The sequence below is a fragment of the Mesorhizobium sp. P2_C5_2 genome, from assembly GCF_056404535.1.
Genome location: NZ_JBFUDV010000001.1, coordinates 1003931 through 1028227, shown reverse-complemented (window position 1 = coordinate 1028227; position 24297 = coordinate 1003931). Strand labels below are relative to the sequence as shown.

Annotated in this window: 19 protein-coding genes and 1 tRNA gene; 5 read left to right on the top strand and 15 right to left on the bottom strand. The window is 62.4% G+C overall.

What is annotated here, in order from left to right; all coding sequences use genetic code 11:
* Positions 1-14: 14 nt before the first annotated feature.
* From AC1D1B_RS04910 to AC1D1B_RS04895, 4 genes are all read right to left on the bottom strand, one after another.
* Positions 15-257: a Trm112 family protein gene (locus tag AC1D1B_RS04910; RefSeq protein ID WP_477329855.1), complete on the bottom strand. Its 243-nt coding sequence runs from the start codon at positions 255-257 to the stop codon at positions 15-17.
* A 27-nt stretch (positions 258-284) separates the two neighbouring features.
* Positions 285-956, bottom strand: a complete 672-nt coding sequence (locus AC1D1B_RS04905) for an LON peptidase substrate-binding domain-containing protein (RefSeq protein ID WP_477329853.1) — start codon at positions 954-956, stop codon at positions 285-287.
* Positions 957-1077: 121 nt separating this feature from the next.
* Positions 1078-2073: a thioredoxin gene (gene trxA / locus AC1D1B_RS04900; RefSeq protein WP_477329851.1), complete on the bottom strand. Its 996-nt coding sequence runs from the start codon at positions 2071-2073 to the stop codon at positions 1078-1080.
* 86 nt (positions 2074-2159) lie between these two features.
* The gene (locus AC1D1B_RS04895; RefSeq protein WP_477329849.1) at positions 2160-2657 is read right to left on the bottom strand and encodes a prolyl-tRNA synthetase associated domain-containing protein; all 498 of its coding nucleotides are present in this window, start codon (positions 2655-2657) and stop codon (positions 2160-2162) included.
* Between the two features lie 226 nt (positions 2658-2883).
* On the opposite strand from AC1D1B_RS04895, the gene AC1D1B_RS04890 reads away from it, so the two are divergent.
* Positions 2884-2958, top strand: a tRNA-Gly gene (locus AC1D1B_RS04890).
* A gap of 227 nt (positions 2959-3185) precedes the next feature.
* On the opposite strand, the gene AC1D1B_RS04885 is transcribed toward AC1D1B_RS04890, so the two are convergent.
* Entirely contained in the window at positions 3186-3620 is a 435-nt protein-coding gene (locus AC1D1B_RS04885) for a hypothetical protein (protein WP_477329847.1), read from the bottom strand.
* A 24-nt stretch (positions 3621-3644) separates the two neighbouring features.
* Here AC1D1B_RS04885 and AC1D1B_RS04880 point away from each other — a divergent pair, with 24 nt between their 5' ends.
* Together AC1D1B_RS04880 and AC1D1B_RS04875 are read left to right on the top strand one after the other, a co-directional pair.
* Positions 3645-5261, top strand: a complete 1617-nt coding sequence (locus AC1D1B_RS04880; RefSeq protein WP_477329845.1) for an SAM-dependent methyltransferase — start codon at positions 3645-3647, stop codon at positions 5259-5261.
* 171 nt (positions 5262-5432) lie between these two features.
* On the top strand, positions 5433-6878 hold the full coding sequence (locus AC1D1B_RS04875) for a DUF5939 domain-containing protein (RefSeq protein WP_477329843.1): 1446 nt from the start codon (positions 5433-5435) through the stop codon (positions 6876-6878).
* 158 nt (positions 6879-7036) lie between these two features.
* Here AC1D1B_RS04875 and AC1D1B_RS04870 read toward each other — a convergent pair whose 3' ends face one another.
* Positions 7037-7717 (bottom strand): redoxin domain-containing protein, encoded by a 681-nt coding sequence (locus tag AC1D1B_RS04870; RefSeq protein ID WP_477330545.1) that lies wholly within the window; start codon positions 7715-7717, stop codon positions 7037-7039.
* 19 nt (positions 7718-7736) lie between these two features.
* Entirely contained in the window at positions 7737-11012 is a 3276-nt protein-coding gene (locus AC1D1B_RS04865; RefSeq protein ID WP_477329841.1) for an adenylate/guanylate cyclase domain-containing protein, read from the bottom strand.
* Between the two features lie 288 nt (positions 11013-11300).
* On the opposite strand from AC1D1B_RS04865, the gene AC1D1B_RS04860 reads away from it, so the two are divergent.
* Positions 11301-13070 (top strand): adenylate/guanylate cyclase domain-containing protein, encoded by a 1770-nt coding sequence (locus AC1D1B_RS04860; protein WP_477329839.1) that lies wholly within the window; start codon positions 11301-11303, stop codon positions 13068-13070.
* Positions 13071-13078: 8 nt separating this feature from the next.
* Here AC1D1B_RS04860 and AC1D1B_RS04855 read toward each other — a convergent pair whose 3' ends face one another.
* The 3 genes from AC1D1B_RS04855 to AC1D1B_RS04845 all read right to left on the bottom strand — a co-directional run bounded on the left by AC1D1B_RS04855 (position 13079) and on the right by AC1D1B_RS04845 (position 16182).
* Entirely contained in the window at positions 13079-14458 is a 1380-nt protein-coding gene (locus tag AC1D1B_RS04855; protein WP_477329837.1) for a hypothetical protein, read from the bottom strand.
* Entirely contained in the window at positions 14458-14976 is a 519-nt protein-coding gene (locus AC1D1B_RS04850; protein WP_477329835.1) for a GNAT family N-acetyltransferase, read from the bottom strand. Before AC1D1B_RS04850 ends, AC1D1B_RS04855 begins: the two co-directional genes overlap by 1 nt.
* 138 nt (positions 14977-15114) lie before the next feature.
* Complete coding sequence (locus tag AC1D1B_RS04845) at positions 15115-16182, bottom strand: hypothetical protein (RefSeq protein WP_477329833.1); 1068 nt, start codon at positions 16180-16182, stop codon at positions 15115-15117.
* On the opposite strand from AC1D1B_RS04845, the gene AC1D1B_RS04840 reads away from it, so the two are divergent.
* Positions 16144-17559, top strand: coding sequence for a DUF5939 domain-containing protein (locus tag AC1D1B_RS04840; RefSeq protein ID WP_477329831.1), 1416 nt, complete (start codon positions 16144-16146; stop codon positions 17557-17559). The two genes, AC1D1B_RS04845 and AC1D1B_RS04840, sit on opposite strands and share 39 nt — an antisense overlap.
* A 15-nt stretch (positions 17560-17574) precedes the next feature.
* On the opposite strand, the gene AC1D1B_RS04835 is transcribed toward AC1D1B_RS04840, so the two are convergent.
* The 5 genes from AC1D1B_RS04835 to AC1D1B_RS04815 all read right to left on the bottom strand — a co-directional run bounded on the left by AC1D1B_RS04835 (position 17575) and on the right by AC1D1B_RS04815 (position 24295).
* On the bottom strand, positions 17575-18054 hold the full coding sequence (locus AC1D1B_RS04835) for a class I SAM-dependent methyltransferase (protein ID WP_477329829.1): 480 nt from the start codon (positions 18052-18054) through the stop codon (positions 17575-17577).
* Between the two features lie 271 nt (positions 18055-18325).
* Complete coding sequence (locus AC1D1B_RS04830) at positions 18326-19507, bottom strand: ABC transporter permease (RefSeq protein WP_477329828.1); 1182 nt, start codon at positions 19505-19507, stop codon at positions 18326-18328.
* On the bottom strand, positions 19504-20502 hold the full coding sequence (locus tag AC1D1B_RS04825) for an ABC transporter permease (RefSeq protein WP_477329826.1): 999 nt from the start codon (positions 20500-20502) through the stop codon (positions 19504-19506). The genes AC1D1B_RS04830 and AC1D1B_RS04825 overlap by 4 nt, the downstream gene beginning before the upstream one ends.
* Positions 20503-20504: 2 nt before the next feature.
* The gene (locus AC1D1B_RS04820; RefSeq protein WP_477329824.1) at positions 20505-22373 is read right to left on the bottom strand and encodes an ABC transporter substrate-binding protein; all 1869 of its coding nucleotides are present in this window, start codon (positions 22371-22373) and stop codon (positions 20505-20507) included.
* A 26-nt stretch (positions 22374-22399) separates the two neighbouring features.
* Entirely contained in the window at positions 22400-24295 is a 1896-nt protein-coding gene (locus AC1D1B_RS04815) for an ABC transporter ATP-binding protein (protein WP_477329822.1), read from the bottom strand.
* Between the last annotated feature and the right edge of the window lie 2 nt (positions 24296-24297).

Genomic DNA, 24297 nt, shown 5'->3' with positions numbered 1-24297 from the left:
ACGACACCCGCCGTTTAAGCCGGCCCACCCAGCCGCGGCGGCGACAGCACATCCTCCGCCGAAATGCTCCGCGCCTCCGAAGGCAGCATGATCGGGATGCCGTCGCGCACCGGATAGGCGAGCTTGGCGACCCGCGAGATCAATTCGCCGCGTTCAGGATCCCACGCCAGCGGCCCCTTGGTCAGCGGGCAGGCCAGCAACTCCAGCAGTTTCGGGTCGACATTGGCCGTCTTGCCGTCACGCCCATCCGCAACCATCGGAACCCCTTTCAACCGGTTCGGCCCCTATTGAAGACTGGAACCAAAGTCCTCATTCTCGCGCGCCAGCGCCATTTCGGTGATGGCGATCAGCGTCTCGGCTCGCGCCCTCAAATCCGCCGCCTCAAGCAGCGCCTGTTTTTCGGCCGGGCCGTAAGGCGCCATCATCGACAGCGCATTGACCAGCATGGCGTTCTCGGCGCGGCTGACGCTTTCCCAGTCGGCTTCGAGTTCATTGGCCTGCAGATAGGCGCGAAATGCCTTGAGCAGCGCCGGCCGGTCGACCTCGTTTGCCGCCTGGTCTTCCCTAAGATCGGTGAGGAACGGTGCCAGCTTGCATTGCCGAAACGGCGTCTTCACCGGCAATTCATGCGCGACGCGGAACCGGCATACGCCCTGCAGCGAGATCAGATAGCGGCCGTCGCCGCTCTCGGCCATCGAGATGATGCGCCCGGCGCAGCCGACATTGCACAGTTCTGGTTCGCCATCGGCGCGCAGCGCGCCGTCGAGGCTCGGCTGGATGATGCCGATCAGCCGTGAACCGGCGATCGCCTCATCCACCATCTGCAGATAGCGCAGCTCGAAAATGTTGAGCGGCATACGGCCGCCCGGCAAAAGCAGCGCGCCGGCAAGCGGAAACACCGGGATGGTCGGCGGCAGATCCTTGCCGACCCGGTAAAATGCGTTTCCGACCTGCACCTTCACTCCTCCGATGGCTTCGCCTGCCCATGACGACGATAGTATCGGCCTAATCTGGCGCGGCGGCCACCGACCGCAAGGCCCGACAGCCACTCTGCCGACAATTTCGCTGGCGAACGGCTCAGGAAAACAGCAGCGACGACAATTTGCGCCGTGCCGCCAGCGTCGCCTCGTCGGCCATCCCCCAAGCCTCGAACAGTTTCAGCAGCTGCGCCCTGGCGCCGTCCTCGTTCCAGGTGCGGTCCGCCTTGATGATGGCCAGCAGATTATCCGCCGCCGCATGGCGATCGCCTCGCGCATTCTGGACCATGGCGAGGTCGAAACGCGCCTGGTGGTCGCCGGGATTGGCGGCCAGGCGCTGCTCGAACTCGGCCGGATTGCCGAGTGCGGCGGCTTCCGCGGCCAGCGTCATCTTGGCGCGCAGCGCGGCAAGCGTGGGCGCATCCTTCTTGGCCTCCGGCGCCGTTGCCAGCAGCGCCTCGGCGCCTTGCGCGTCGCCGGCCTCGAACAGAAGCTCGCCCAGGCCGGCAATCGCCTCGATCGTCTCCGGCGCTTGCGCCAGTATGGCGTCATAGATATCGGCCGCGGTCTGCGCATCGCCCGCCGCATGCGCCTCGGCCGCAGCAGCCAGCGCTTCGGCGACCGGCGGCGCGCCATTGCCCTTGCCGCCGACCTTGGTGATGAACTCGCCAATCTGGCTCTCGGGGATGGCGCCCATGAAGCCGTCGACCGGCTGGCCGTCCTTGAAGGCGATGACCGCCGGGATCGACTGGATGCCGAGCTGGCCGGCGATCGAGGGGTGGTCGTCGATGTTCATCTTGACCAGCTTGACCTTGCCGCCGGCGGCCTTGACCGCCTTTTCCAGAAGCGGCGTGAGCTGCTTGCAGGGCCCGCACCACGGCGCCCAGAAATCGACCAGCACCGGCTGTTTCCGCGATTCCTGGATGACGTCGGCGGCAAAGGCGGCCGTCGTGGTGTCCTTGATCAGGTCGCCACCGGCCGGCGGGGCGCCGGCTGCGGCCTTGGCCGGCTCTGCGCCGCCATACTGCACGGAGGTGGTGTACTGGCCGGAATTGCCGCCGAATTGGCCGCCAAATGGATTGTTGTTGTCGCTCATGTCGTCGCCCTTCCGGTCGCGCCCCTCGCCAGCGGAGCAGGCGCGACATCCATGCTAGAGGTCAGTTTTCGCCATCCATGTGGCGATCAAGCCGAGACTTTCAAGATAGCAGCATCATGTCCGGTTGCCTTGACGAATCTGATGAGGTCGGTGGAAGCGATCGAGGTCGTCGCCTCATTGGTCAGCGGATGCGCATTGACCACCGCATGCGCCATCAAATCCTGGTCGAGCACCACCTTGACCCGTCTTTCAGCGTCATTGATCAGGCCAAACACCGTGACCGCGCCCGGAATGACGCCGAGCAGTTCCATCAGCATCTCCGGCTTGCCGAACGACACCCGGCTGGCAGCGCCGATGATCGTGTGGATCTGCTTCAGGTCGACGACCGCGTCCTCGCTGACACTGACCAGGAAGAAATTGTCCTTCTTGTCCTTGAGGAACAGGTTTTTCGTGTGCCCACCCGGTATCTCGCCGCGCAGCGACTGCGAATCGGCCACCGTATAGAGCGGCGGATGGCGCTCGGTCGACACTGATATGCCGAGATCGGCAAGAAAGGCGAAAAGCTCGGCTTCTGTCTTCGGCATCGATGGTCTTTCCCTATCTGGTGCAAGTCTGGCCACGCGCAAAGCCGTTTACGGCCAATGATGCCGCCGAGACAAGACCGTCATGCGGGAAGTCAATGAACCACCAGCCTGGCCAACGAGGTTCGGCCCGGCGATTTGGCGCGACCAAAAAGCCCGTCATTTCCCTGTTGCAATCGCCGCGCTCTTCAGCCATATAGGCCCGGCTTGCGGCCCAACGGCCGTGTGAGCGGGTGTAGCTCAGGGGTAGAGCACAACCTTGCCAAGGTTGGGGTCGAGCGTTCGAATCGCTTCACCCGCTCCAGTTTCCTCAGAGGGAATCAAGCGATTAAGAGGCGCCTTTCGGGGCGCCTTTTGCTTTTTCCAAACCGGCGATGTAAGCGCGTTGCGGGACTCTCGTTCTACCTTGTAACCAGGCGCGGGTAAGACGGCGTGGCGCATAATCCCTTGGTTTCCAATTCGGCGAACGGCGGCACCGCTGCCGAAGCACGCGCGTGGCTCGCGTTGCGGAACGCCGCGTCGGATTGCGGCTCAGGCTTGCGCTCGATCGACCCGCAGCCCCTGCGGGCGCTCCCGGCGGGACGCAAGTGGGCGCATGAGATCGCCAGGGTGGTCGTCGAGGGCCTTATGGCCGGAAGCCTGTCGGCACCGGCGCAACTGGCTTCCCGGTGGGACAGGTTCGGCGGCGCCATCACCGAATTGATCACCGAACTCGGCAAGCTCTGGGACAATCCCGGCGCGGCTCGCCGCATCCAGTATCAGCTTGAGCAAATGCTTCTCGATGCCGACGATCTTGCCGCGCCGCGCAGGCTGGCACGGACACTTGGACTTCGCATCAACGCCCGAAATCCGACCGCAACCGAACTTCCGGAAGGAATCGATCAGATTTATGCCCATCTGATGATCGATGGCCAGATCGAAGCCATCGTGCAGTTCGGCGTCCTCGGGCCAGTGACAAGGGATCATTGGATTGAATTGATCCAGAATGTCGTGCCCGCCGAGCGGCTTAGCCTTGCAGCCGAGGCATTGTCGACCTCAGCGGAGCGCGAGCCCGATCCGGACAGCCATTTCGGCAAACTCGCGCAATTGGCCGCGCAAGCGCGGGAGCTGGTTCGCTCGAGCGCCGAACCGACAGAGCCTGTCGCGCCGCCGCGCCGCGCACGGGTCAGGCACGACAAGGATCGCACGGCGTTCTGGAATGGCTATTTCGCGACCGAGGATCCGTGGAATTACGGTTCGTCCTATGAGCAGGAAAAATATCAGCGGCAGCTCGAAATTCTGCCTGCCGGTCCCATCGGACGGGCGCTTGAGCTGGCCTGCGCGGAGGGCCATTTCACACGGCAGCTGGCGCCGCGTGTGGGCCATCTGACTGCAACCGACATCTCCGCCATAGCCGTCGAACGGGCCTGTGCGCGATGCAGCGACCAGCCGAACATTGAGTTCGGCGTACTCGATTTCGCTGCCGACACGCTGCCCGGTGGGATGGATCTGATCTTCTGTTCGGAAGTGCTCTACTACCTCGATGACCTCGCCGAGTTGCGGCGCATCGCCAAAAAATTCGCCGAGGCGTTGGCGCCCGGAGGCAGTTTCATCAGCGCACACGCATTCGTGCTGCGTGACAATGTCGAAAAGACGGGCTTCGACTGGAATACATTCGGTGCACAGGCGATCTCCGAGACGCTGGCGGCGACCGAAGGCCTCGTGCTGGAGCAATCGATCCAGACCGAGCTCTACCGCATAGACCGCTTCCGCCGCCTGTCACCCGGCGAGGTGGCGACGGAACCAAGGATTGATCATGCGCCGATCCGCGCGCCCATCGAAATCGGCGTGGCGCGAAACATAGTCTGGGGCGGGGCACGGGCCTTGCGCCGCGACGTCGCGCGCAGCGAGCGACGCCAGCGCATCCCTGTCCTCATGTATCACAGCGTCGCCGATGACGGTCCGGCCGCGCTCGCCCGTTTTCGGCTCACACCCGCCGCCTTCGCCAGCCAGATGGCATGGCTGCGCGCCAATGGCTTTCACGCCATTGGGTCCGAGCAGCTGGAAGCGTCGATCGCCAACCGCCAGCCTTTCGCTGGCCGCCCGGTGGTCATCACTTTCGATGACGGCTTCCAGAACTTCGCCGACCATGCCTGGCCGATCTTGCGCGCCAGCGACCTGACCGCGGACGTGTTCCTGGTGACGGACCTGGTGGGTGAAACTGCACAATGGGACGCCGACATCGGTCCGCCGACGCCGCTTATGGACGCCGGAACGGTGCGACGCCTCTCCGCCGAAGGTGCGTTCTTCGGAAGCCATATGGCGACGCATCGCGCTATCGATGGTCTGTCGAGCTCTGACCTGGCCGCCGAGCTCCTGCGCTCCCGTCTGTTCATCGAACGCTGGACCGGTCGGCCAACCACGGCGTTCGCGGCACCTTTCTCTGTCACCGACCAACGGCTTGGCCGACTGGCCAGGGAGTGCGGCTATCGGGTAGGCTTCGGCCGCAAACACGGGCCGGCGGACCTCGATTGCGACCCCATCGACCTGCCACGCATCGAGATTCGCGGAGACCGCTCGCTCGATGACTTTGTTGCCACTGTCGAGGCCGTACTCGAACAACGGTGAACTTAGCGCCTGCAAAAGTCGGCTAATGACCACCCGACGTCGACATTCACAGCGTCTGCACCGGTGTAGCGCGTGCCGCCCCAAATCCTGAGACACGCGAAGGATTTCCATCCATTCGCATCGGGCAGGATTTTCTAGTAGGTTGCCGCAAGGCAAATTGGGGATTTCGGCGTGATGGTGGTCAACGATCGCCTTCTCGAAGGCAAGATGACCGAGATCGAGCAAGCGCGAGCATGGAGCCCGCGCGTCATCTCAAAATTCGAAACGCTCATCAGGAGCGGCGACGACCAGGCGCTCTATCGTGTCAATCCGCTGGCCTTCGCCCGCGACCGCGCAATCGCCGAGCCTGAAGCAATCGACCTCTTCCTTTACGCGGCCCGCTGCGGCCTGTTCGATATGAGCTGGGACGTGCTCTGTCCCCAGTCCGGGATGGTGCTCGACAGTTTCGGCGCCCTGCGCACGCTGCAGACGCATTACGTCTGTGGCCTGTGCGACGTATCGGGCGATACCGACCTTGACGACTTTATCGAGGTCTCTTTCTCTGTCTCGCCCCATCTGCGGCGCCTTCCGTTCCACGAGCCCCAGACGCTCTCTGTCGAGGATTTTCACTGGAAGCTGCGCTTCGGCAATGACGGGCGGCTGCCCGGGCAGGACATACGCTTTCTGGACGTTCTGCGAGGCTTCGTGCGGGGCATGACGTTCCTGCCGCCGGGCACCACAACAATGCTGCGCGCTGATCTCGGTCCCGGCGCCCTGTCGGGCGTCAACGTGCAGACACAGGCGGCATTCGCTGTACCCATTTCAGGGGATCCGGTGTTGGAGCCGACATTTCTCAAGATCAACTATGACGGCAAGCGTTTCTTGCCGTCATTGCCGGTCGTTCCACCCGGTCCGGTTGTCATTGAGGTTGCGAACACCGGACCCGGTCGTGGCGCGTTGCTTCTCATCAACTGGCCGCCCGAGCTTGTCGCGTTGACGACCAAACCGACGCTCGATTTCGACCCATATATTTCCGGCGGGGCGCTGCTTGCGCGGCAAACCTTCCGCCACCTCTTCCGTTCCGAGCGTGTCGACGAGAAGGAGGGGCTCGGCATCCGGCAGATCACCTTCCTGTTCACGGACCTCAAGGGGTCCACAGCCATGTATGAGCGCCTTGGCGACCTCAACGCCTATGCACTGGTCCGCGAGCATTTCGCGCTTCTCAATGCGGCGGTCCACCAGCATTCCGGCGCTGTCGTGAAGACGATCGGCGATGCGGTGATGGCAGTATTCTCGCGGCCATCGGATGCAATTTCGGCCGCCCTGCACATTTTTGAAGAAATCGATCGCTTCAACGGCGATAGTGTCAGGCCGGGGATTATTCTGAAGATGGGTGCCCATTGCGGTCCATCGATTGCCGTCACACTCAACGACAACCTCGACTACTTCGGCCAGACCGTGAATGTCGCCGCACGCGTACAGTCGCTGGCGGAAGCCGGACAGGTCTGCATCTCCGAGGCGCTCTATTGCGCGCCCGGCGTGAGTGACCTGCTCGCGGGCCGAAGCGTCGTCGCGTTTGATGCGCCTCTTCGAGGTGTAGAGGGCGATGCAACTGTCTATCGCATTATGCGAGGATAGCGCGGCCGCGGGCCGCAACCATTGCCTCGGCGCCAGTGACCCGCCTGTTTGCCTCGTTCGCAAGTCTGGAGCAATTCCAGGAAAAGTGTGATCGGTTTTCCGTCCGGAATTGCGTCAAAACAAAGAGATAGAGCGGTTCGCCGTTTCCGTGAAACGCTCTATTGGGCGACCTGGGACACGGCTGACATCAGCTCCTTCGGGTTTGGCGCCCCAAACATGTATCGCCCACCCTCCGGAACCTCCGTGAAGCTCCAGCGGACGATCCCCTGCCGGTCCAGCAGGAACTGGCCGATCAGTTGTCCGTGTCCCGTTGCCATCATCTGCTCGTCGGCTTCGGTCAGTTCGTAGTGGTCCTTCTTGTCGAGGATTGCGGCGGCCGTCATAGGATCCATGGGACCGGGCAATTCGCCAGGTATGTCGACCCGCATATCCTGTGCCGCTGCCATCGCGACCTTGTATGGCCAGTTCGTCTCGTTCTCGGTGAATTCGAGATTGGGCAGCCCAAAAGCACGATGTGAAGCGCGTTCCGGGTCTGAGGCCGCAAGCAGGTTCGGCATCGGGTGGTAACGGAAATAGAGGCGCGCCCGTTCGATCGGCGTGTTGACCACCGTCAGGCTCTCCACGCCCCTTTCGCGCAGCTCCGGATCGAGCCGCGCCTGGGCGGCGATGTGGCGCCGGCAAAACGCACAATGCAGACCTCGAAACAGGCCGACCAGCACCGGCTTTTGGCCGCGAAAGTCGTCAAGCGCGATCTTGCCTTCCTGGGTAATGGCGTCGAGGATCACGTTCGGCGCACGGTCGCCCGGTTGAAGCGGCAACAAGTCACTATGCACGGACATGTCCAACCTCCAACCCCGGCTAGTCGAGAAACGGCAGCACCACAAGCCCTTCCGGGTCGAGCCCGTGCTGGGCGCATATACCCTGCGCCAGGGAAAAGTAGCGTTCGGCCTCGGCCAGATTGTCGAGGTCGAGATTAAGCGTTGCGAGACCATCATAGCACGGAAACAGCAATTGGGGCTCACCCGTTTCGCGGGCTACGTCCAGTGCTTCGTGGAACAAGCCGACCGCCAGTTCCGGACGCCCGTTGCATTGGTGGATCTGCCCAAGCACGATCAACGGCACCGGCAGGTGCTCGCGCTGGTCGAGCGCCCGGTCGATCTCGATGGCCTTCTCGGCGGCAGGCACGCCCTCCGTTGGACAGCGATCCGTGAAAGTACAACAAGCCACCGCCAGATTGGCGAGGAGGCGCGCCTGGAAACCCAGATCACCGATACGGCGCGCCACTTCCAGACCGCGCCGACAGACCTCCATCGCCTTGGCCGGATCGATGGTCGTGTAAAGCACGCCGAGATTGGTGTAGCCGCGGCAGGCTGCACCCAGCAGGCCGGCGGCTTCGGCCAATTCGATGCTGTGCTCAACCTCACGCACGGCTTCATGGTTTCGCCCAAGGCGAGCCAGCGCAACAGCCTTGGTATTAAGTGCCTCGGCGGTCACGAGGGTGGCATCATCGGAGACATGTTCCGTTGTCAGACTGCGCACGCAATCCAGCGCCGCGTCCGCCCATTTTGCCGCGAGAGCGTGATCTCCGCTGCGGAACGCCTGTCGGCCACGTTCTTGCCACAGATGCGCCTGCTCGATCGGGGCATCCGCTCCATCGAGGAGCGCTGCCGCTTCAGCATAGCGGGATTCAGCGTTGTCCCGCTTGCCCACGTCCCAGAGCAGCCGCCCGATCTTGCGCAGAACGCGCGCCGACGCGACACGATCGGCTGACTCGCGATAGGCCTGCAACACCGCCTCGTAGTGGCGGTGCGCGATCTCGCGGCGGCCTGCCGGGCCGCTCAGATCGGCAATGCGCTCTGCAAGTGCCAGTTTGAGCGGTGTTTGCCCGGTCGCGCCCAACGCGGTCAGTGCTCGCTCGTAGAAACGAAGGGCGTCGTCATTGGCGTATATCATGCGGGCGCGATCTCCCGCCGCCTGCAGGTAATGCGCGCCCCTCTCCCGCTGGGCGCTCTGTGCGAAATGATGACCGAGCACGGCCAAATCCTCGAACCGTTCCGGCTTGTCGCCGCACAGTTGCTCCAGGGCGGCACCGACCCGACCGTGGATGTCGGTCCGGCGTTGCAGGAGCAGATTCTGGTAGATCACGTCCTGCAGCAATGTTTGCGTGAAGCGGTAGCTTTGCGACGAGACCGAGCCTGATCCGGCAACTTCCTCGATGATTTCCGCATCGCAAAGCAGTTCGCAGCCGGCTTCCAGCCGGCCTGGATCGGCCGCCACGGTCTTCAGCAGTGTGGCATCGAAGCGCGGGCCGATCACCGCGGCCTCCTGGGCCAACCGCCGCACCTCTTGCGGCAGCCGGTCGACGCGCGCAAGCAACATTGCCTGGATGGTGGCGGGAATGCCGGTTGCGACTTCGCCTGCCACGGTCCGCCATTGCTGGCCGTCGCGTATCAGCGCACCGCGATCGATCAGGCCGCGAACGATCTCCTCGATAAAAAGCGGGTTGCCGCCCGCGCGCTCGAGAATCTGGTCGAGAAGCCCTCCTGCGGAGTTTACCCAGCTCTCGCCGAAAAGCGCCGCCACCAGGCTGCGCCCATCTTGGCTGTTGAGCGGCGAAAGCCTGAGCGCTGTATGACTGACCCGACTCGAGTCGAGCTGGTCATTGTCCGGCGCTGGACGATGCGTGACCAGCAACATCAACCGCGTGCGCTCAAGCCTGTCCATGACGAAACGCAGTGCCTCGAGCGAGACGGCGTCGGCCCAGTGCAGGTCTTCGACGACAATCAACAGCGGCGACAGCGCAAGCCGCCTCTCGATGATTGTGCGGACCGCGTAGAGGATTTGCCGCCGCAGCTGCTCGGGCTCGACATGCTGCAAGGTGGCATCGGGGTCGCCAAGGCCAAGCACATGGTAGAGCAAAGGCATCAGCCGCTTCGCCTCCTCGCCCTGCAGGCCGAGGTCGGTAAGCAAGGCTGCGAGCTTCCCCCGCATTTCGTCGCCACTGTCGTTTTGCATCATCCCGGCAGCGCTGCGCACCACTGCGCCCAGGGCGCCGAATGATTGTTCGCCCAGCGGCGAACACGTGGCCTGCCGCACGGCGACATTGCGAAAACGATCCTCGTCGCCGACGCGGGCGACGAACTCCTTCACCAGCCGCGATTTCCCGATACCGGCTTCGCCGACGAGGCGGACAAGCTGGGCCGAGCCGCCGCACGCCTGGTCAAGGCTCGCCAACATTCTGTTGAGCTCCGCATCACGGCCTATTATCGGCGCACTGAGGCCGAGCGCCTCGAGCCCACGCGCTGCCCGTGGCGCCGCAAGCGGTGCATTCAGTCGATGGACAAGCACACTGCCAGCCTTGCCGCGAAGCGCGACATCACCCAGCGACTCGTAGGAGAAGGCATGCCGGGTCAGTCTGTGCGTGAGCTCGCCTACCAGCACCTCACCCGGTACCGCCAGCGATTGCAGGCGTTGCGCCGTATTCACGGTGTCGCCGGTTACCGAATAGGATTTGGCGGTGCCGATGCCCAATCCACCAGTAACGACCGGACCCGTGTTTATGCCGATGTGGAGCAACAGAGGCGTGCCGGAGTGGGCGGCGCTTTCACCGAGCCGCGCCGTCCGGGCGATCATGTCGAGAGCGGCGCGAAGCGCACGTTCCGGATCGTCCTCATGCGCGACCGGCGCACCGAACAAGGCAAGCAGAGCGTCGCCGATGAATTTGTCGACGAAACCACCAAAGCTTTGCACGGCCGCCGTCAATTCCTTGAACAGTTCGTTCTGCAGCGCCTGCATGACCTCGGGGTCGAGCTGCTCGCTGAGCGTCGTGAAGCCGCAGAGGTCGGCGAACAGGACCGTTACCGTCCGTCGATCGGCGTCAGAGGCGGGAGGCGACCCTTCGTCGCTTTCGATGTTCGACGGAGTTCGAGAAGGCGCCACAATGGTTCGGCTCGGAGCAGGCCGTTCGACGGCTTTTGCGGACGCACCGACGCTTGCCCCGCATTTCGGACAGAACTCGAAATCAGGTGCGCAGGCGTAGCCGCAACTGGCGCATGACACGGGCTGGCGCCGGCCACACTTCGGACAGAAGGCGTAACCGCCCTCGATCTCGAAACCGCAGCCCGAGCAGTCCATGGACACCTCTCCAGAGCATGATGCCGAAACGTGTGACGCGGTTTTCGGACGACATCATACTTCGTTGACCTGGGGCTGTGATGGCGTGATCTCGCCACGCTCTTCACGGCCAGGGTATGCCCAAGGATGAACCGATAGCCGTCAACCGGCAAGCGGCAGCGCAAATGGGGCAACCGTATGGGTTCGGCGGCAGAGCGCTGCCAAGACAGGCGGCTGTGCGGCCGTCGCTTGCGAAAGTTGCCTCCACCCGCCGTCTTCCTGCTATCGTGGAGATGAGGAGACCGACGCATGAGTGAGAACCGCAAGCTGGCCGCAATCCTGGCTGCAGATGTCGTCGGGTACAGCCGCCTCGCGAGCGCGGACGAAGATCGTACCTTGGCGAGGTTGCGGGCACTGCGCAGCGACCTGATCGATCCGATCATCGCAGTACACAACGGGCGGGTGATCAAGCGCACCGGCGACGGGGTGCTGGTTGAGTTCCGCAGTGTGGTGGATGCCGTGCGCTGCGCGGTTGAGATCCAGAACGGCATGGTTGAGCGCAATGCCGGCGTGCCGCAGGACCGCCGCATCGAGTTCAGGATCGGCATCCATCTGGGGGATGTGGTCGAAGAAAGCGACGGCGACCTGATGGGCGACGGCGTCAACATCGCCTCGCGTCTCGAGGGCGTCGCGGCGCCCGGCGCCATCTGCCTGTCCGAGGATGCCTATCGCCAGGTCAAGGCGAGGCTCGACCTCTCGGTCAGCGATCTCGGCAGCACACAGCTCAAGAACATCGCCGAGCCGATCCGGGTCTATTCGCTGCAAGTCGGCGCCGGGGCCAAGGCGGCCGCGACCTCGCAAACCGCGACGAGCCGGCCGGCCGCGGCAGCGCCGCCGAAGCTGTCGATTGCCGTGCTGCCGTTTGCCAATATGAGCGGTGACGCCGAACAGGACTACTTCGCCGACGGCATCTCTGAAGACATCATCACGGCGCTGTCCAAACTGTCGCAGCTCTTCGTCATCGCCCGCAATTCGTCGTTCACCTTCAAGGGCCAGAACGTTAATGTTCAGGAGGTGGGCACGAAGCTCGGCGTACGCCATGTGCTTGAGGGCAGCGTACGCAAGTCGGGCAACAGGGTGCGCATCACCGCACAGCTCATCGATGCAATGTCGGGCGGCCATCTTTGGGCGGAGCGGTTCGATCGCGACCTGACCGACATATTCGCCGTGCAGGACGACGTGACGCAGCAGATCGTCGGTGCGCTGGCGCTCAATCTGACTGATGGCGACCGTCAGCGGCTGGCGCCCGAGCGCCCGCGCAACGCGGAAGCGTATGACTGTTTCCTGCGCGGCCGGGAGCTGTGGCACAGGCTGACGAAGGAGACGAACGTCGCGGCCCGCGACCTCTTGCAACGTGCCATCGAACTGGACCCGAACTTTGCCGCTGCCCACGCTTTCCTCGCCCTCACGCACGGACTCGATTACCTGAACAGGTGGAGTGCGTCGCCGCCGGAATCGATGGCACAAGCGGAAGAGGTCGCAACGCGAGCGGTGACTCTGGATGACAGCGATCCCTGGGCGCACTGGGCGCTGGCTATGGCCAAGCTGTATACACGACGGCACGACGGGGCCATCGACGAGGCCGAGCGCGCGATAGTCCTCAATCCGAACTTCGCCGAAGGGCACTTCAGCCTCGGCGAGGCGCTGTACTATTCGGGCAGATCCGAGGAAGCCCTCGAGAGTTTCGCCCGGGGACAGACCTTGAACCCATACTTTCCGGATGTGCTTCTGCACTTCCAGGCTTTGGCGTCGTTTCAACTGCGAAGGTACGACGAGGCCGTTGACCTCTTGCTGCAACGGCTGGCTCGCAACGCTGTCACCGACGTCTCGCGCGCGCTTCTGGCCGCCAGCTACGGCCATCTGGGTCGTTTGGAGGAGGCCCGCGCGGCATGGCAGGAGGTGCTTCGCGTCAATCCCGACTATTCGCTGGAATACCGTCGCAAAGTCTTGCCTTACAAGAACCCTGCCGATTTCGAACCCATGGTCGACGGGCTCCGCAAGGCCGGTATAGTGCAGTGACCGGGTGATCAGAGGCCGAAGGCGCGGCCGATCTTGCGCCATCGGGCGTTTTCGCGAACCAGTTTCAGGTCGTCGGTCGTCTCGGCAAATGTCCGCAACCGATATTGCCGGAGCAAATCCGGGAACAGCCCCCCTTCCGGCAGGCCGGCAAGCTGGTCGCGGACCGAAATCTTGTCATCGATGACCCGCATGCCCCAGGCATTTTCCCGAACCTGCAGCTCCGCAGCCAGATCGCGCTCTTCCGGCACGTTTTCGTCCAGCGCAGCCAGCAGGATAGAGTGGAAAAGCGCGACATAGCCAATCTGTCTCAGCCCGCCCACAATCCGCACGCGCGGCAATATGGCAAGGACGAGGAACGCCAGGAACAAGTCCGGCAACAGCACGCCATCCAGCAGCGCCTGCTTGAGATGCAGCCGCTCGAACGGGATGGAAAGACCATGCGGCCTGTCAGGCTCGATCAGATGCCCGTTCTCGAGGACGAGCTTGCGCACGCGCTGCTCGCGAATGCCCCAGAAATAGGCGGTGGCGTTGGGCAGGAATCTGCCAAATGGGCCCGATGCGGCCTCTTGCAAGGCATGGTCGAGACGCTGGCGCCTTGCAGGCTCAAGGAGCAGCCTGGAAAGAAGGCTGCCGTCATGGTCCAGATGCCGCGCTACGGCAGAAGCGGCGAGCCGGTCATCGATGAAAACCGGCCGGGCCATGCCGGAACTGTCCCAGTCGGCGACCAGGTCCTCGTTGAGTTCCGTCAGCGCATCGGCGGCGGTCCCAAACACCTTGTCCTGGCGGGCCAGCAGTGCGCCCAGCCAACGGCTGGCGTCCGTCTCATTGCCCACCGCTTCGAGCGCGCGCGCGTTGAGGGTGACGGGACCGGCCGCGCAAGCGCTTTTGCGGCACAGTTTATGGCGCCCCATGCCAAACAAATTGACCTTGTCGTCGCCGACATCGAGCCATCCCGGCCCCTCCCGGCCGACAGTCTCCATGGTCATCGTCGTTCCCATGAAGCCGAAGAAGGCCGACAGCCCGTTTTCGACCGCGCCGAGCCAGGCAAGCAGGAGAGCATCGAAGGTGATACGGTCCATCAAAAGCAGGCAGTGCAGGCCAGACTGGATCACCGGTCTGTGCTCGAATTCGTCGAGGGCCTTGCCGATTTCTTCAGGCTGCATGATCAAACCAAGGCGCTGATGCAGGACGTCGCGCAGGATCGAGCGAGCAGCGATCGCCGGGCCCGATGCAGGCCTTGCCACCGGCCGCCACAAATGGCGGGCATAATCGGAAACCGGGGCATTCCAGTGCTGCTCGATGTCACGCACGACTTCCGGGCAGAGCAGCGACAGCACAGCCAGAATGTCCACCGGAGGCGCTGGGGGTGGGGTAAAGACGGCGGTCATCAGAACCGCAGCCGCGCCATGGTCAGGAGGTCGTGATACTGCCCGTCGGTAAAACCGGCCTTCACATGCCGGCCTTCGACCTCGAAGCCGTTGCTGGTGTAGAGGCGGATGGCCGGTTCGTTGTCGGCATAGACGCTCAATTCGACCCGCTTCAGGGCGCGCCAATTGTCGGCCACGTCAAGCAGCGCGCCAAGTATGGCAGAGCCGATACCCTTGCCGACAAGGCCATCGTCCAGGCCGATATTGATCTCGCCTATATGCGAGCGGCGCGGCGAACTTTGCACGACCAGGCTGCCATGGCCGACCACCTTGCCGTCCAACTCGGCGACGATCCAGGTGGTTTCCTGGCCGGACTTGGCGATGCGCCGCTCCACCTGCTCCACCATCTCGAAAGGCATCCTGAGCGTGCCCCAACGGAAGCCCGGCATGTTGAAGATAGCGCAAAGCGCCTCCGCATCGCTTGGCCGGACGGCCCGGAGCTGCGGCTGGATCTTTTCGGAGGATGGCGTACTGGTCATGGCTTTTCCGGCTACAGCAATTCTAGGAAAAGTGTGAGCGGTTTTCCGCCCGGAATTGCGTCAGAACAAAGTGATAGAGCCAATCGGCTCGGCACGATGCACCGGACGTCACCTGAAAATCCAGCCCGTCTCTGCACCCTATGATGCCGGCTGCGAACCAAAATACCGGGAGGCGGCGTAGAGTTTGAAGGCGCCGCTGATGCCGATCCAGCCGAAAAGGGCGAGCCAGCACAATGTAGCGGCGGCCGTCCAGTCGATCCGGTGCACCGCGGCGTCGGTGATAACGAGCCCAAGGATGGAAAGCAGGCCGACCAGAAACTGCGCCAGGCCTAGCACCAGCAATTCTTCGCGCGGCGCGCTTTTCCAGACGAGATAGGTGCCGCCAGCGCCGGCGAGGAAGATGGCGCTGTAGACCTGGGCGTGGAAGGGATCGACCGGCCATGGCCAGGTGCTGCTGACCATTCGGGGAAACAGCAACATGCCGACGCCATAGAGCCCGAGGATCGCCGTTTCCGCCAACATGTAGCCGCGCCACGCGCGGTTCAGGGTCACGCCTTTTGCTGAAGGACGGGCCCTGGCCCGCCACAGGAACAGCCCGGATACCGCAGCCGAGGCAAGATAGACCAGGAACCACAGCCAGGTCGCTTTTCGCTCTAAGTTGAAATAGCCGAGATTGATCAACGAAACCGCCGACACGATGACGGTGAAGATGAAAGCCATGACCAGCACCAGCCTGCCGGGTGACCAGCGATTCCAGAACAAGAGCGCCGCCATCACCGCCATTTCGGCGGTGTAGAAGCCGCCGAGGAAGCGAGCACTGAATGGCGTGACGGGCCAGGGCCAGCGCGGCTTGACCAGCGCGGGTGCGAAAAACAGGCCGGCGCCGACGATCAGGACGATGATGACCCCTGCCGAGAAAAGCCGCAAGGCCGCGGGAAATGGCGGGTTGTCGGGTGTCGGAACGGGAGAAAGCCCCAAAGATGAATGCCCCATGGACCCACTATAGTGCCGCTTGTGGTCGGTGAAAATCCGCCGAATGGAAATTGAGCTGTCACCAGGCTTGTTCATTCGAATGGCCGTTCGGCTCGTTTCGACGTAAGATGGAGCGCAGGGCCGAAGACCGGTCCAGCCAACCCGCCTCGGGGCGCATTTTCCGGAGCCTGCACGATGACCGAAGCTCAGGATCTGTTCACGCTTCTGCGGCAATCGACCGATGTCGATCCGCAGGCAATCGACGCGATCCGGCAAACCATCGCCGAGGGCAAGGACCGCGAACTTTGTCGCATCAACGCGCTGGCCTTCGCCAGCAAGCATGGCCTCGACGAGGAACGCGCCATCAGTGCCTTTCTCCATGCGGCGCGGGTGGGCATCTTCGACATTTCCTGGAATGTTCTGTGCCCCGGCTGCGGCGGCGTGCTCGACACCAACGCCACGCTGAAAACCATGCAGAAGGACGAATACACCTGCGCGCTGTGCTCCCAGGGCTATTCGCCGACCCTCGACGAGATGGTCGAGGTGACATTCACCGTCAGTCCCCGCGTGCGCAGGATTGCCGCCCACAATCCACACGAACTGCCGTTGGTGGAATATTACCGCCAGATCTATTGGGCGTCCGGCGCCGATCTTCCGGACGAGGATTTGGCGAAACAGATGGAAGAGTTCTCGTTGGAGGAGATGGAGCTTGCGCCCGGTGAAAAGGCGGTTCTGCACATACAGCTTCCGTCCCAATTCATCATCGTCTTCGAGCCGGTCACCCATTCGGCGCAGTTCATCGACGTGAAGGGCGAACCGGCAACAGAGCGCCGAAGCCTCTCTTTGGTGTTCGACCGCGACCATGTCCAGAACCAGACGCTGGAGATGCAACCCGGCCCGTTGCGCATTTCGCTGGAAAACAGGACCGACACCCGCGTGCTGCCGACCGTCTTTATCGCCTGCCCGGTATTGCATGATTTCATCGGGAAGCGCCGGCCCTTCGTGACCGCCAAGCGCCTGCTGACCAACCAGACGTTCCGCGATCTCTATCGCACGGATACGCTCGACATCAACCAGCGCCTGAAGATCACCAGCCTGACCTTCCTGTTCACCGACCTGCGCGGATCGACCGAGCTTTACGAGCGGGTGGGTGACCTTTCAGCCTTCGATCTCGTGCGCGAGCATTTCCAGGTTCTGCACGAGATCGTCGCGGCGGAGGCGGGCGCAGTGGTAAAGACGATCGGTGATGCGGTGATGGCGACCTTCGCGACGCCGGATCGTGCGATTGCCGCGGCCCTCAGAATGCGCGATGCCATGCGTGCGCTCAATGAAAAAAGCGGGCGCGAGGATCTTCTGCTCAAGATCGGCGTCCATGCCGGCCCGTGCATCGCCGTGTCCATGAACGAGCGGCAGGACTATTTCGGCCAGACGGTCAACATTGCTTCGCGGGTCCAGAACCTTGCCAACGCACAGGCGATCTTCGCCACGCGTGCGGTGGTCGACGACAATCTCACCGCCGATCTGTTGCACAGGAACGCGCTGACGCCCGTGGCTCACGAGGTCTCGCTGCGCGGCATTGAGCGAGAGATAGCGGTGTATACAATCCCCTGAGGATTTCTCGGCCGGTCACACGCGCTTGCAGAGGAAATAACGATCGGCGGGCTCCGATGTCGGCGCCGGGAGGCGTTGCAGCAGTGGGTGATCGAGCGGCGTGCCACTGACCGCGAAGCCGCCGACGCGAAGCAGGCTCGCAATCAGGTCGGGAAGCCAGGTAGCGGTCACTGCATCGCGATCGTCATAGCCGGTGCCGATGTCGGCATGAACAAGGGCGGCTTCGATGCCAATGAACTTGCGGCCCGTCTCGCGTATTTCGCCGAGCACGAGGTTTTCAGCGTCGGGAATTGAGCTGGTGTGTGCGCCAACTTCGCGGTCGAATACCACGATCCGGCGCCCGGGCAGCCGCTCGCGCAGATGGTGGAACGTCCGGCCATTGCCGAGGCCGAGCTCGAGCACAAGCCCCTCCATCTTCGCCACCTCGGGGCAGATTTGATTGAGAATGTCGCGCTGTGCGGTCATCCTGCTGATGAAATTATCGAGGCGACTCATATGCGATTGTATGTCCTGAACCAGCAGCCCCGATCGGGCTTGCCGCATATAGAGCAATTCCAGGAAAAGTGTGAGCGGTTTTCCCGGGAAAAGCGCGTAGCACTTTCCCTTGGGAATTGCGTCAAAACAAAGAGATAGAGTGTTTCGCCGTTTCGGTTAAACGGTGAAACGCTCTAGAGGCGAACGACGAACCCTGCAACAACCGAACCGGCCGCCGACAAACGTCATACCGGGCGGAGTCGTCGGCAAGCCGCGCGGTGGAACAGCGATCTCACTTGTAGGGGTCCGCGGCGTCCCGCAAGCCGTCGCCGAGGAAGTTGAACGCCATGATGACGAGGATGACGGGGAGCATCGGCAAAAGCAGCCATGGATAGAACGCGATCACGCTGACGCTGCGCGCCTCGGTGAGCAGGATGCCCCAACTGGTTATCGGCGCCCTCAGGCCGAGCCCAAGGAAGCTCAGTGCCGTCTCGCCCAGGATCATGCCAGGTATGGAGAGCGTCGCCGTCGCGATCAGATGCGACATGAAGCCGGGAATGAGATGCCGCCTGATGATGCGGCTGCTCCCGGCGCCCATCAACTGCGCGGCCAGAACGTAATCCTCCTCGCGCAAGGCCAGAAGCTTTGAACGCACGGCCCGCGCCAGCCCGGTCCAGTCGAGCAGCCCGAGGATGACGGTGATGCCGAAATAGATCAGGATCGGACTCCAGGTTATCGGCATGATCGCCGCCAGGGCCAACCACAGCGGAATGCTGGGAATCGATTGCAGAACTTCGATTATTCGTTGAACGATCAGGTCGAAGATACCGCCGTGATAGCCGGCCAGTCCGCCGATGAAGATGCCGAGCAGGAAGCTGAAACTGATGCCGACGAGGCCGATTGTTAGTGAAATGCGTGCGCCATAGATCATGCGCGAGAGCACGTCACGCCCCAGCCTGTCGGTGCCGGCCAGAAAGAGCTGGCCGTTTTCGGCAGGGCAGACAAAATGCCTGTCACCTTCGATCAGGCCCCAGAACTGGTAACTGTCGCCCTTGCAGAAGAAGCGGAGCCGCTGAACATCGTCCTGGTTCTCGATGTAGTTCCGCTTGAGCGTATCCATATCCAGCTTCATCTGGCGGCCATAGACGAACGGCCCGACGAATTCGCCATTGCGGAACAGGTGCACCTGCTGCGGCGGCGAATAGATGTAGTCCATGTTGCGCGTGTGCAGATTGTAGGGCGCCAGGAACTCGCTGATCAGTATCCCGAAATAAAGCACTGCCAGGAATATGCCGGATATAAGCGCGAGCCGGTGCTTGCGGAATTTCCACCACATCAGCCGCAACTGCGACGCCTGAAAGACCTTCGACTGCTCCGGCGTCATCGCCTCGACCGACTGCAGGTCGAAGGGCGCGCTGGAGATGTAGTGTTGCAGTGGAGCACCCGGAGCGGGCAGCGGCGAATCCTGCTTCATTTGGTGCTGCCACCCTGCAAACGAATTCGTGGATCAAGCAGCGCCAGCGCCAGGTCGGAAATCAGGACACCGATGACCGTCAGGAAGGCGAGGAACATCAGGAACGACCCTGCCAGATACATATCCTGGCTTTGCAGCGCCTTGATCAGCATCGGCCCGGTCGTTTCCAAAGACAGCACGATCGCCGTGATTTCAGCGCCGGAGATGATGGCCGGCAGGATGGAGCCGATGTCGGAAATGAAGAAATTGAGCGCCATGCGCATCGGATATTTGACCAGTGCCTTGAACGGATGAAGGCCTTTGGCGCGCGCGGTTACGACATATTGCTTGTGCAGCTCATCGAGCAGATTGGCACGCAGCCGCCGGATCATGCTTGCCGTGCCCCCGGTGCCGATGATCAAGACCGGGATCCAGAGATGGGCGAGGATCGACTTCGCCTTGGCCCAGCTCATCGCCTCGCCGAGATATTGCTGGTCCATGAGATGGCCGATGGACGTGCCGAACCAGATATTCGCGAAATACATCAGGATCAGCGCCAGCATGAAATTCGGAATGGCAAGGCCAAGAAGGCCTAAGAAAGTCAGGCCGTAGTCGCCCCAGCTGTATTGATGCGTGGCGGAGTACATGCCGATCGGAAAGGCGATGAGCCAGGTGAAGATGATCGTGACGAAGGAAACCAGCACGGTCAGCCACATTCGGTCTCCGACGACGTCGCGAACCGGCAGCTCGTATTCGAAGGAATAGCCGAAATCGCCGTGCAGCATTCCGCCGACCCAGTAGAAGTAGCGAATGACCGGTGGCTGGTCGAAACCATATTCCTTGCGCATCATCTCGATGCGATCGGAATCCACCGCTTCGCCTTGGGCCCGAAGCTCGGCGACATAGCTGTCGAAATAATCGCCCGGTGGAAGTTCGATGATGGTGAACACCAGCGCCGATATGACCAGCAGCGTTGGAACCATCACGGCGATACGCCAGACAAGATATCGAAGCACGCTCAGGAGCCTCCAAGCCAGAATGTATCCGGCATGTAGACACCGAAATACGCGGTCGGGTCATAGCCGTAGAGCGCCTTGTCAGGCAGATTGCGCAGCCGTGAGGATACCAGAATCGGCTGATGCGTTCCGTTCACCGTGCCGATCGAAAACACCTGATCGGTGTAGATCGACAGCATCGAATTCCAGATTTCGGCGCGCTCCGTGGCTTCGGTCGATCCATTCCAGCGTTTGAGCAAAGCCATCAGCTCGACCACCTCAGGAAGATCGGGCGCCTCACCCATCTTGCCATGGGACAGATAGTGCGCACCCCAGAGCGGCCATTGCAGCTGGTCGTCGATGGTGGGGGCCAGCTGGTACGGGTTCATGTCAGCGGTCGGCACGCCATTGTCGATGCCCGACCACATCGACATCATGATCTGGCCGCCAAGCGCGCGGCTGCGGAAAATGTCGCGCTGCGAAGTCCGGATGAACAAAGCAATGCCGATCTGGCGCCAGTGATCGGTGATGAGTTCGAGCGCGTCGGTTTCCAGCGTGCTTTCGCCGGCCGTTTCCACGATGATCTTCGCGGAGCGTCCGTCGGGAAGCATCCGCACGCCGTCATCGTCACGTGCCTGCAGCCCGACCTCGTCTAGCAGGGCATTGGCCTGGTCGGGATCATGGGCGATCCAGGCTTTCGCGAACTCCGGCCGGTAGAGCGGGCTCTCCGGCAAGACCGTATCGGCACTTTCCTGCGCCAATCCGTAGAACACGGCCATATTGATCTCGCGCCTGTCTACCGCGAGCGAAAGTGCGCGGCGCACGCGCACGTCACGCAAAAGGCCACGCCACACCTGGTCGGCACAATTCAGATTGGGCAGCAGCGCCAGCCGCGAACCCTGTGTGCGTTTCCACAGATGCATCTTCACCGGGTAGCGCTTCTCCGCGTCCTTCAGGAAGGAGTAATCGCTGAAGTCAATTCCCATGGATTGCCAGTCGCTCTCCCCCGCACCGGTCTTGGCCGAGATGATCGCCGACGAGCTGACATTCATGATGATCCGGTCGACATAGGGCAGTTGCCGGCCATTCTCGTCTATTCGATGAAAGAACGGGTTGCGCTCGAAGATGAACTGCTCGGCCGGCGGCTTGGTCCGGTTCTGCCAGGGATCGAGCGTCGGCAGATCCGGATTCTCCGGGCGATACTGCCGCGACATGCGGATATGCAGGAGCGTCCATTTCTTGGCCCGGTTCTCCTTCATCAGGCCGGCGAGCCGGAATGGATCCTGATATTTCTTGTGGAACTGCTTGAGATAGGCGGCTGGCAGAACAAGCGATAGCGGCGCGGCAGCAGCGAGCTTGGGCAGGAAGTCGGGATTGGGCGCATCCCAACTGTAGCGCACCGTCAGCGGATCGACGATCTCGAAGCGTGGCGGCTTGCCGTCCGCCAGCAGGGTCGGGGCGAGCCCGCCTTGCGAAAGCTCATCGTTCAGCCAGACATCTTCCCAGCAATAGCGAAAATCCTCCGGCGTCAGCAGGCTGCCGTCGGACCATTTATGTCCTTCCCGTATCTTGAACGTGAAGATGCGATCATCCGCTACGTCGAAACTTTCGAGAATGTCGGCCTGCAAGTTAAGCTTTTCGTCATAGCCGACCAGCCGGGAATACCCGTAGATCGTCATCATCCGGATATCTTTCTGGCTGCCGATGATCGTCCGCAGCGTGCCGCCATATTGGCCGGGCTGCCGGCCCATCGCAGCGAGATTCAACGCGCGCGGGCTCTTGGGCAAGCGCTCAGCGAGCGCCGGCAGCGCCTTGGCCGTCAGCTGCTGCTGAAGAAAATCCGGCTCCAGGTCGCCAGCGCGCGACGTGCCCGGCAGAAGTGCCGAAGCCATCAATCCAAGGACGGTGCGACGGCTGATCAATGGCGTAACTCGCTGATATCGGCCGAACGTCGGGCCAGCACGAGGTGGCCGCCGCCAAGATCGAGCGGCGACAGCATATCCTCTTCGCCCTCGTCGCGGAATTGCGGTCCCCATGCGCTGGTGTCGGAAGCGCCGCCGAGCTTCAGCGTCTTGAAATCCATCGGCCGGTCGAGATCGGGGAAAGGGACTGCGGCCAGCAGTGAGCGCGTATAGGGGTGGATCGGTTTCCTGAGCAGAATTTCGCGCGGCGCAAGCTCGACAATACGTCCACCGCACATCACCGCGATGCGGTCCGCCATGTAGTCCACCACCGCCAGATTGTGGGATATGAACAGGTAGGTCAGGCCCAGTTCCTTCTGCAGGTCCTTCAGAAGGTTCAGGATCTGCGCCTGGACAGAGACATCGAGCGCCGAAACCGGCTCGTCGCAGATCAGGAGTTCAGGGCCCAGCGCCAACGCGCGAGCGATGCCGATGCGCTGACGTTGCCCGCCGGAGAAACTGTGCGGATAGCGCTTGATGAAGCGCGGATCGAGCCCGATTGCCTGCATCAGGCTCTTGACCGTGGCGAGTCGGGAGGCGGCATTGCCACGTTGATGGATTTCCAGCGGCTCGCTCAAGATGTTCTCCACCGTCATGCGGGGGGAGAGCGACGATACCGGATCCTGGAAGACCATCTGGATTTTCGCGCGCAGCAAGCGCAGGGCGTCTCCCTCGGCTTCCAGTACGTCGATCGGCCCTTCGCGGCCGTTGAAAACCACAGAGCCGCCGCTAGGGGTGACAGCCCGCATGAGGATCTTGCTGACGGTGGTTTTGCCGCAGCCGCTTTCGCCGACCAGACCCAGGCACTCACCCCGCCTGATGTCGAAGCTCACGCCGTCCACGGCGCGAACGGAGGTTTGATGGCTCCCGCCGAACCATCCGGACTTGCGGGTGGTGTAGACCTTTTTCAGATCCCTGACCGACAGCAGGATGTCGTTCGGCCCCGTCGATTCCGGCGCCGTCTGCTTGCCCAGCAGGTTCTCGACATTCACCGGCACCTCGCGGAGCGCCTTTAGCCTTTCGCCAGGCTTCAGGTCGAAATGCGGAACGGCTGCCATCAGACCCTTCAGGTAAGGGTGACCCGGCCGGCGGAATATCGCCTCCACAGGTCCCGCTTCCATGATCTCGCCATGGTACATGACCACCACCTCGTCGGCGACATTGGCGACAACGCCGAGGTCGTGTGTGATCAGCAGCATCGCCATGTTCAGCTTGGTCTGAAGCCCGCGCAGCAATTGCAGGATTTGCGCCTGGATGGTGACATCCAACGCCGTCGTCGGCTCGTCGGCGATCAACAGAGCGGGCCGGCAGATAAGCGCCATGGCGATCATGGCACGTTGCCGCAATCCTCCCGAAAGTTCAAACGGATACATGTCATAGGCGCGCTTGGGATTGGGAAACCCGACAAGGCTGAGCATTTCCTCGGTCCGCGCCTTGCGCTCCGCTCGAGCCATGGGCGTATGAATCTGCAGGGATTCGCTGACCTGATTGCCGATCGTGTGCAGCGGCGACAGCGAAGTCATCGGCTCCTGAAAGATCTTGCCGATGCGGCTGCCTCTCAACGCCCGGATTTCGGGTCCGTCACGCGGCATCTTCAGGATATCCTGCGTCGTGCCGGGCTTTTCAGGATCGGAAAACAGGATACGGCCGCGAGCATGGGCCGTGTTCGGCAAAATCCCCATTACGGCCTGGCTGAGAACCGATTTCCCGGAACCGGACTCACCCACAAGCGCGGTAACCTTGCCGGGCAGGACGCGAAGATTTGCGCGCCTGACGGCATGCAAAGGTCCCCCCACAATAGCAAAAGAAATGCCAACGTCCTCGATCCGCAGCAAATCCACGCCCGAACTCATCC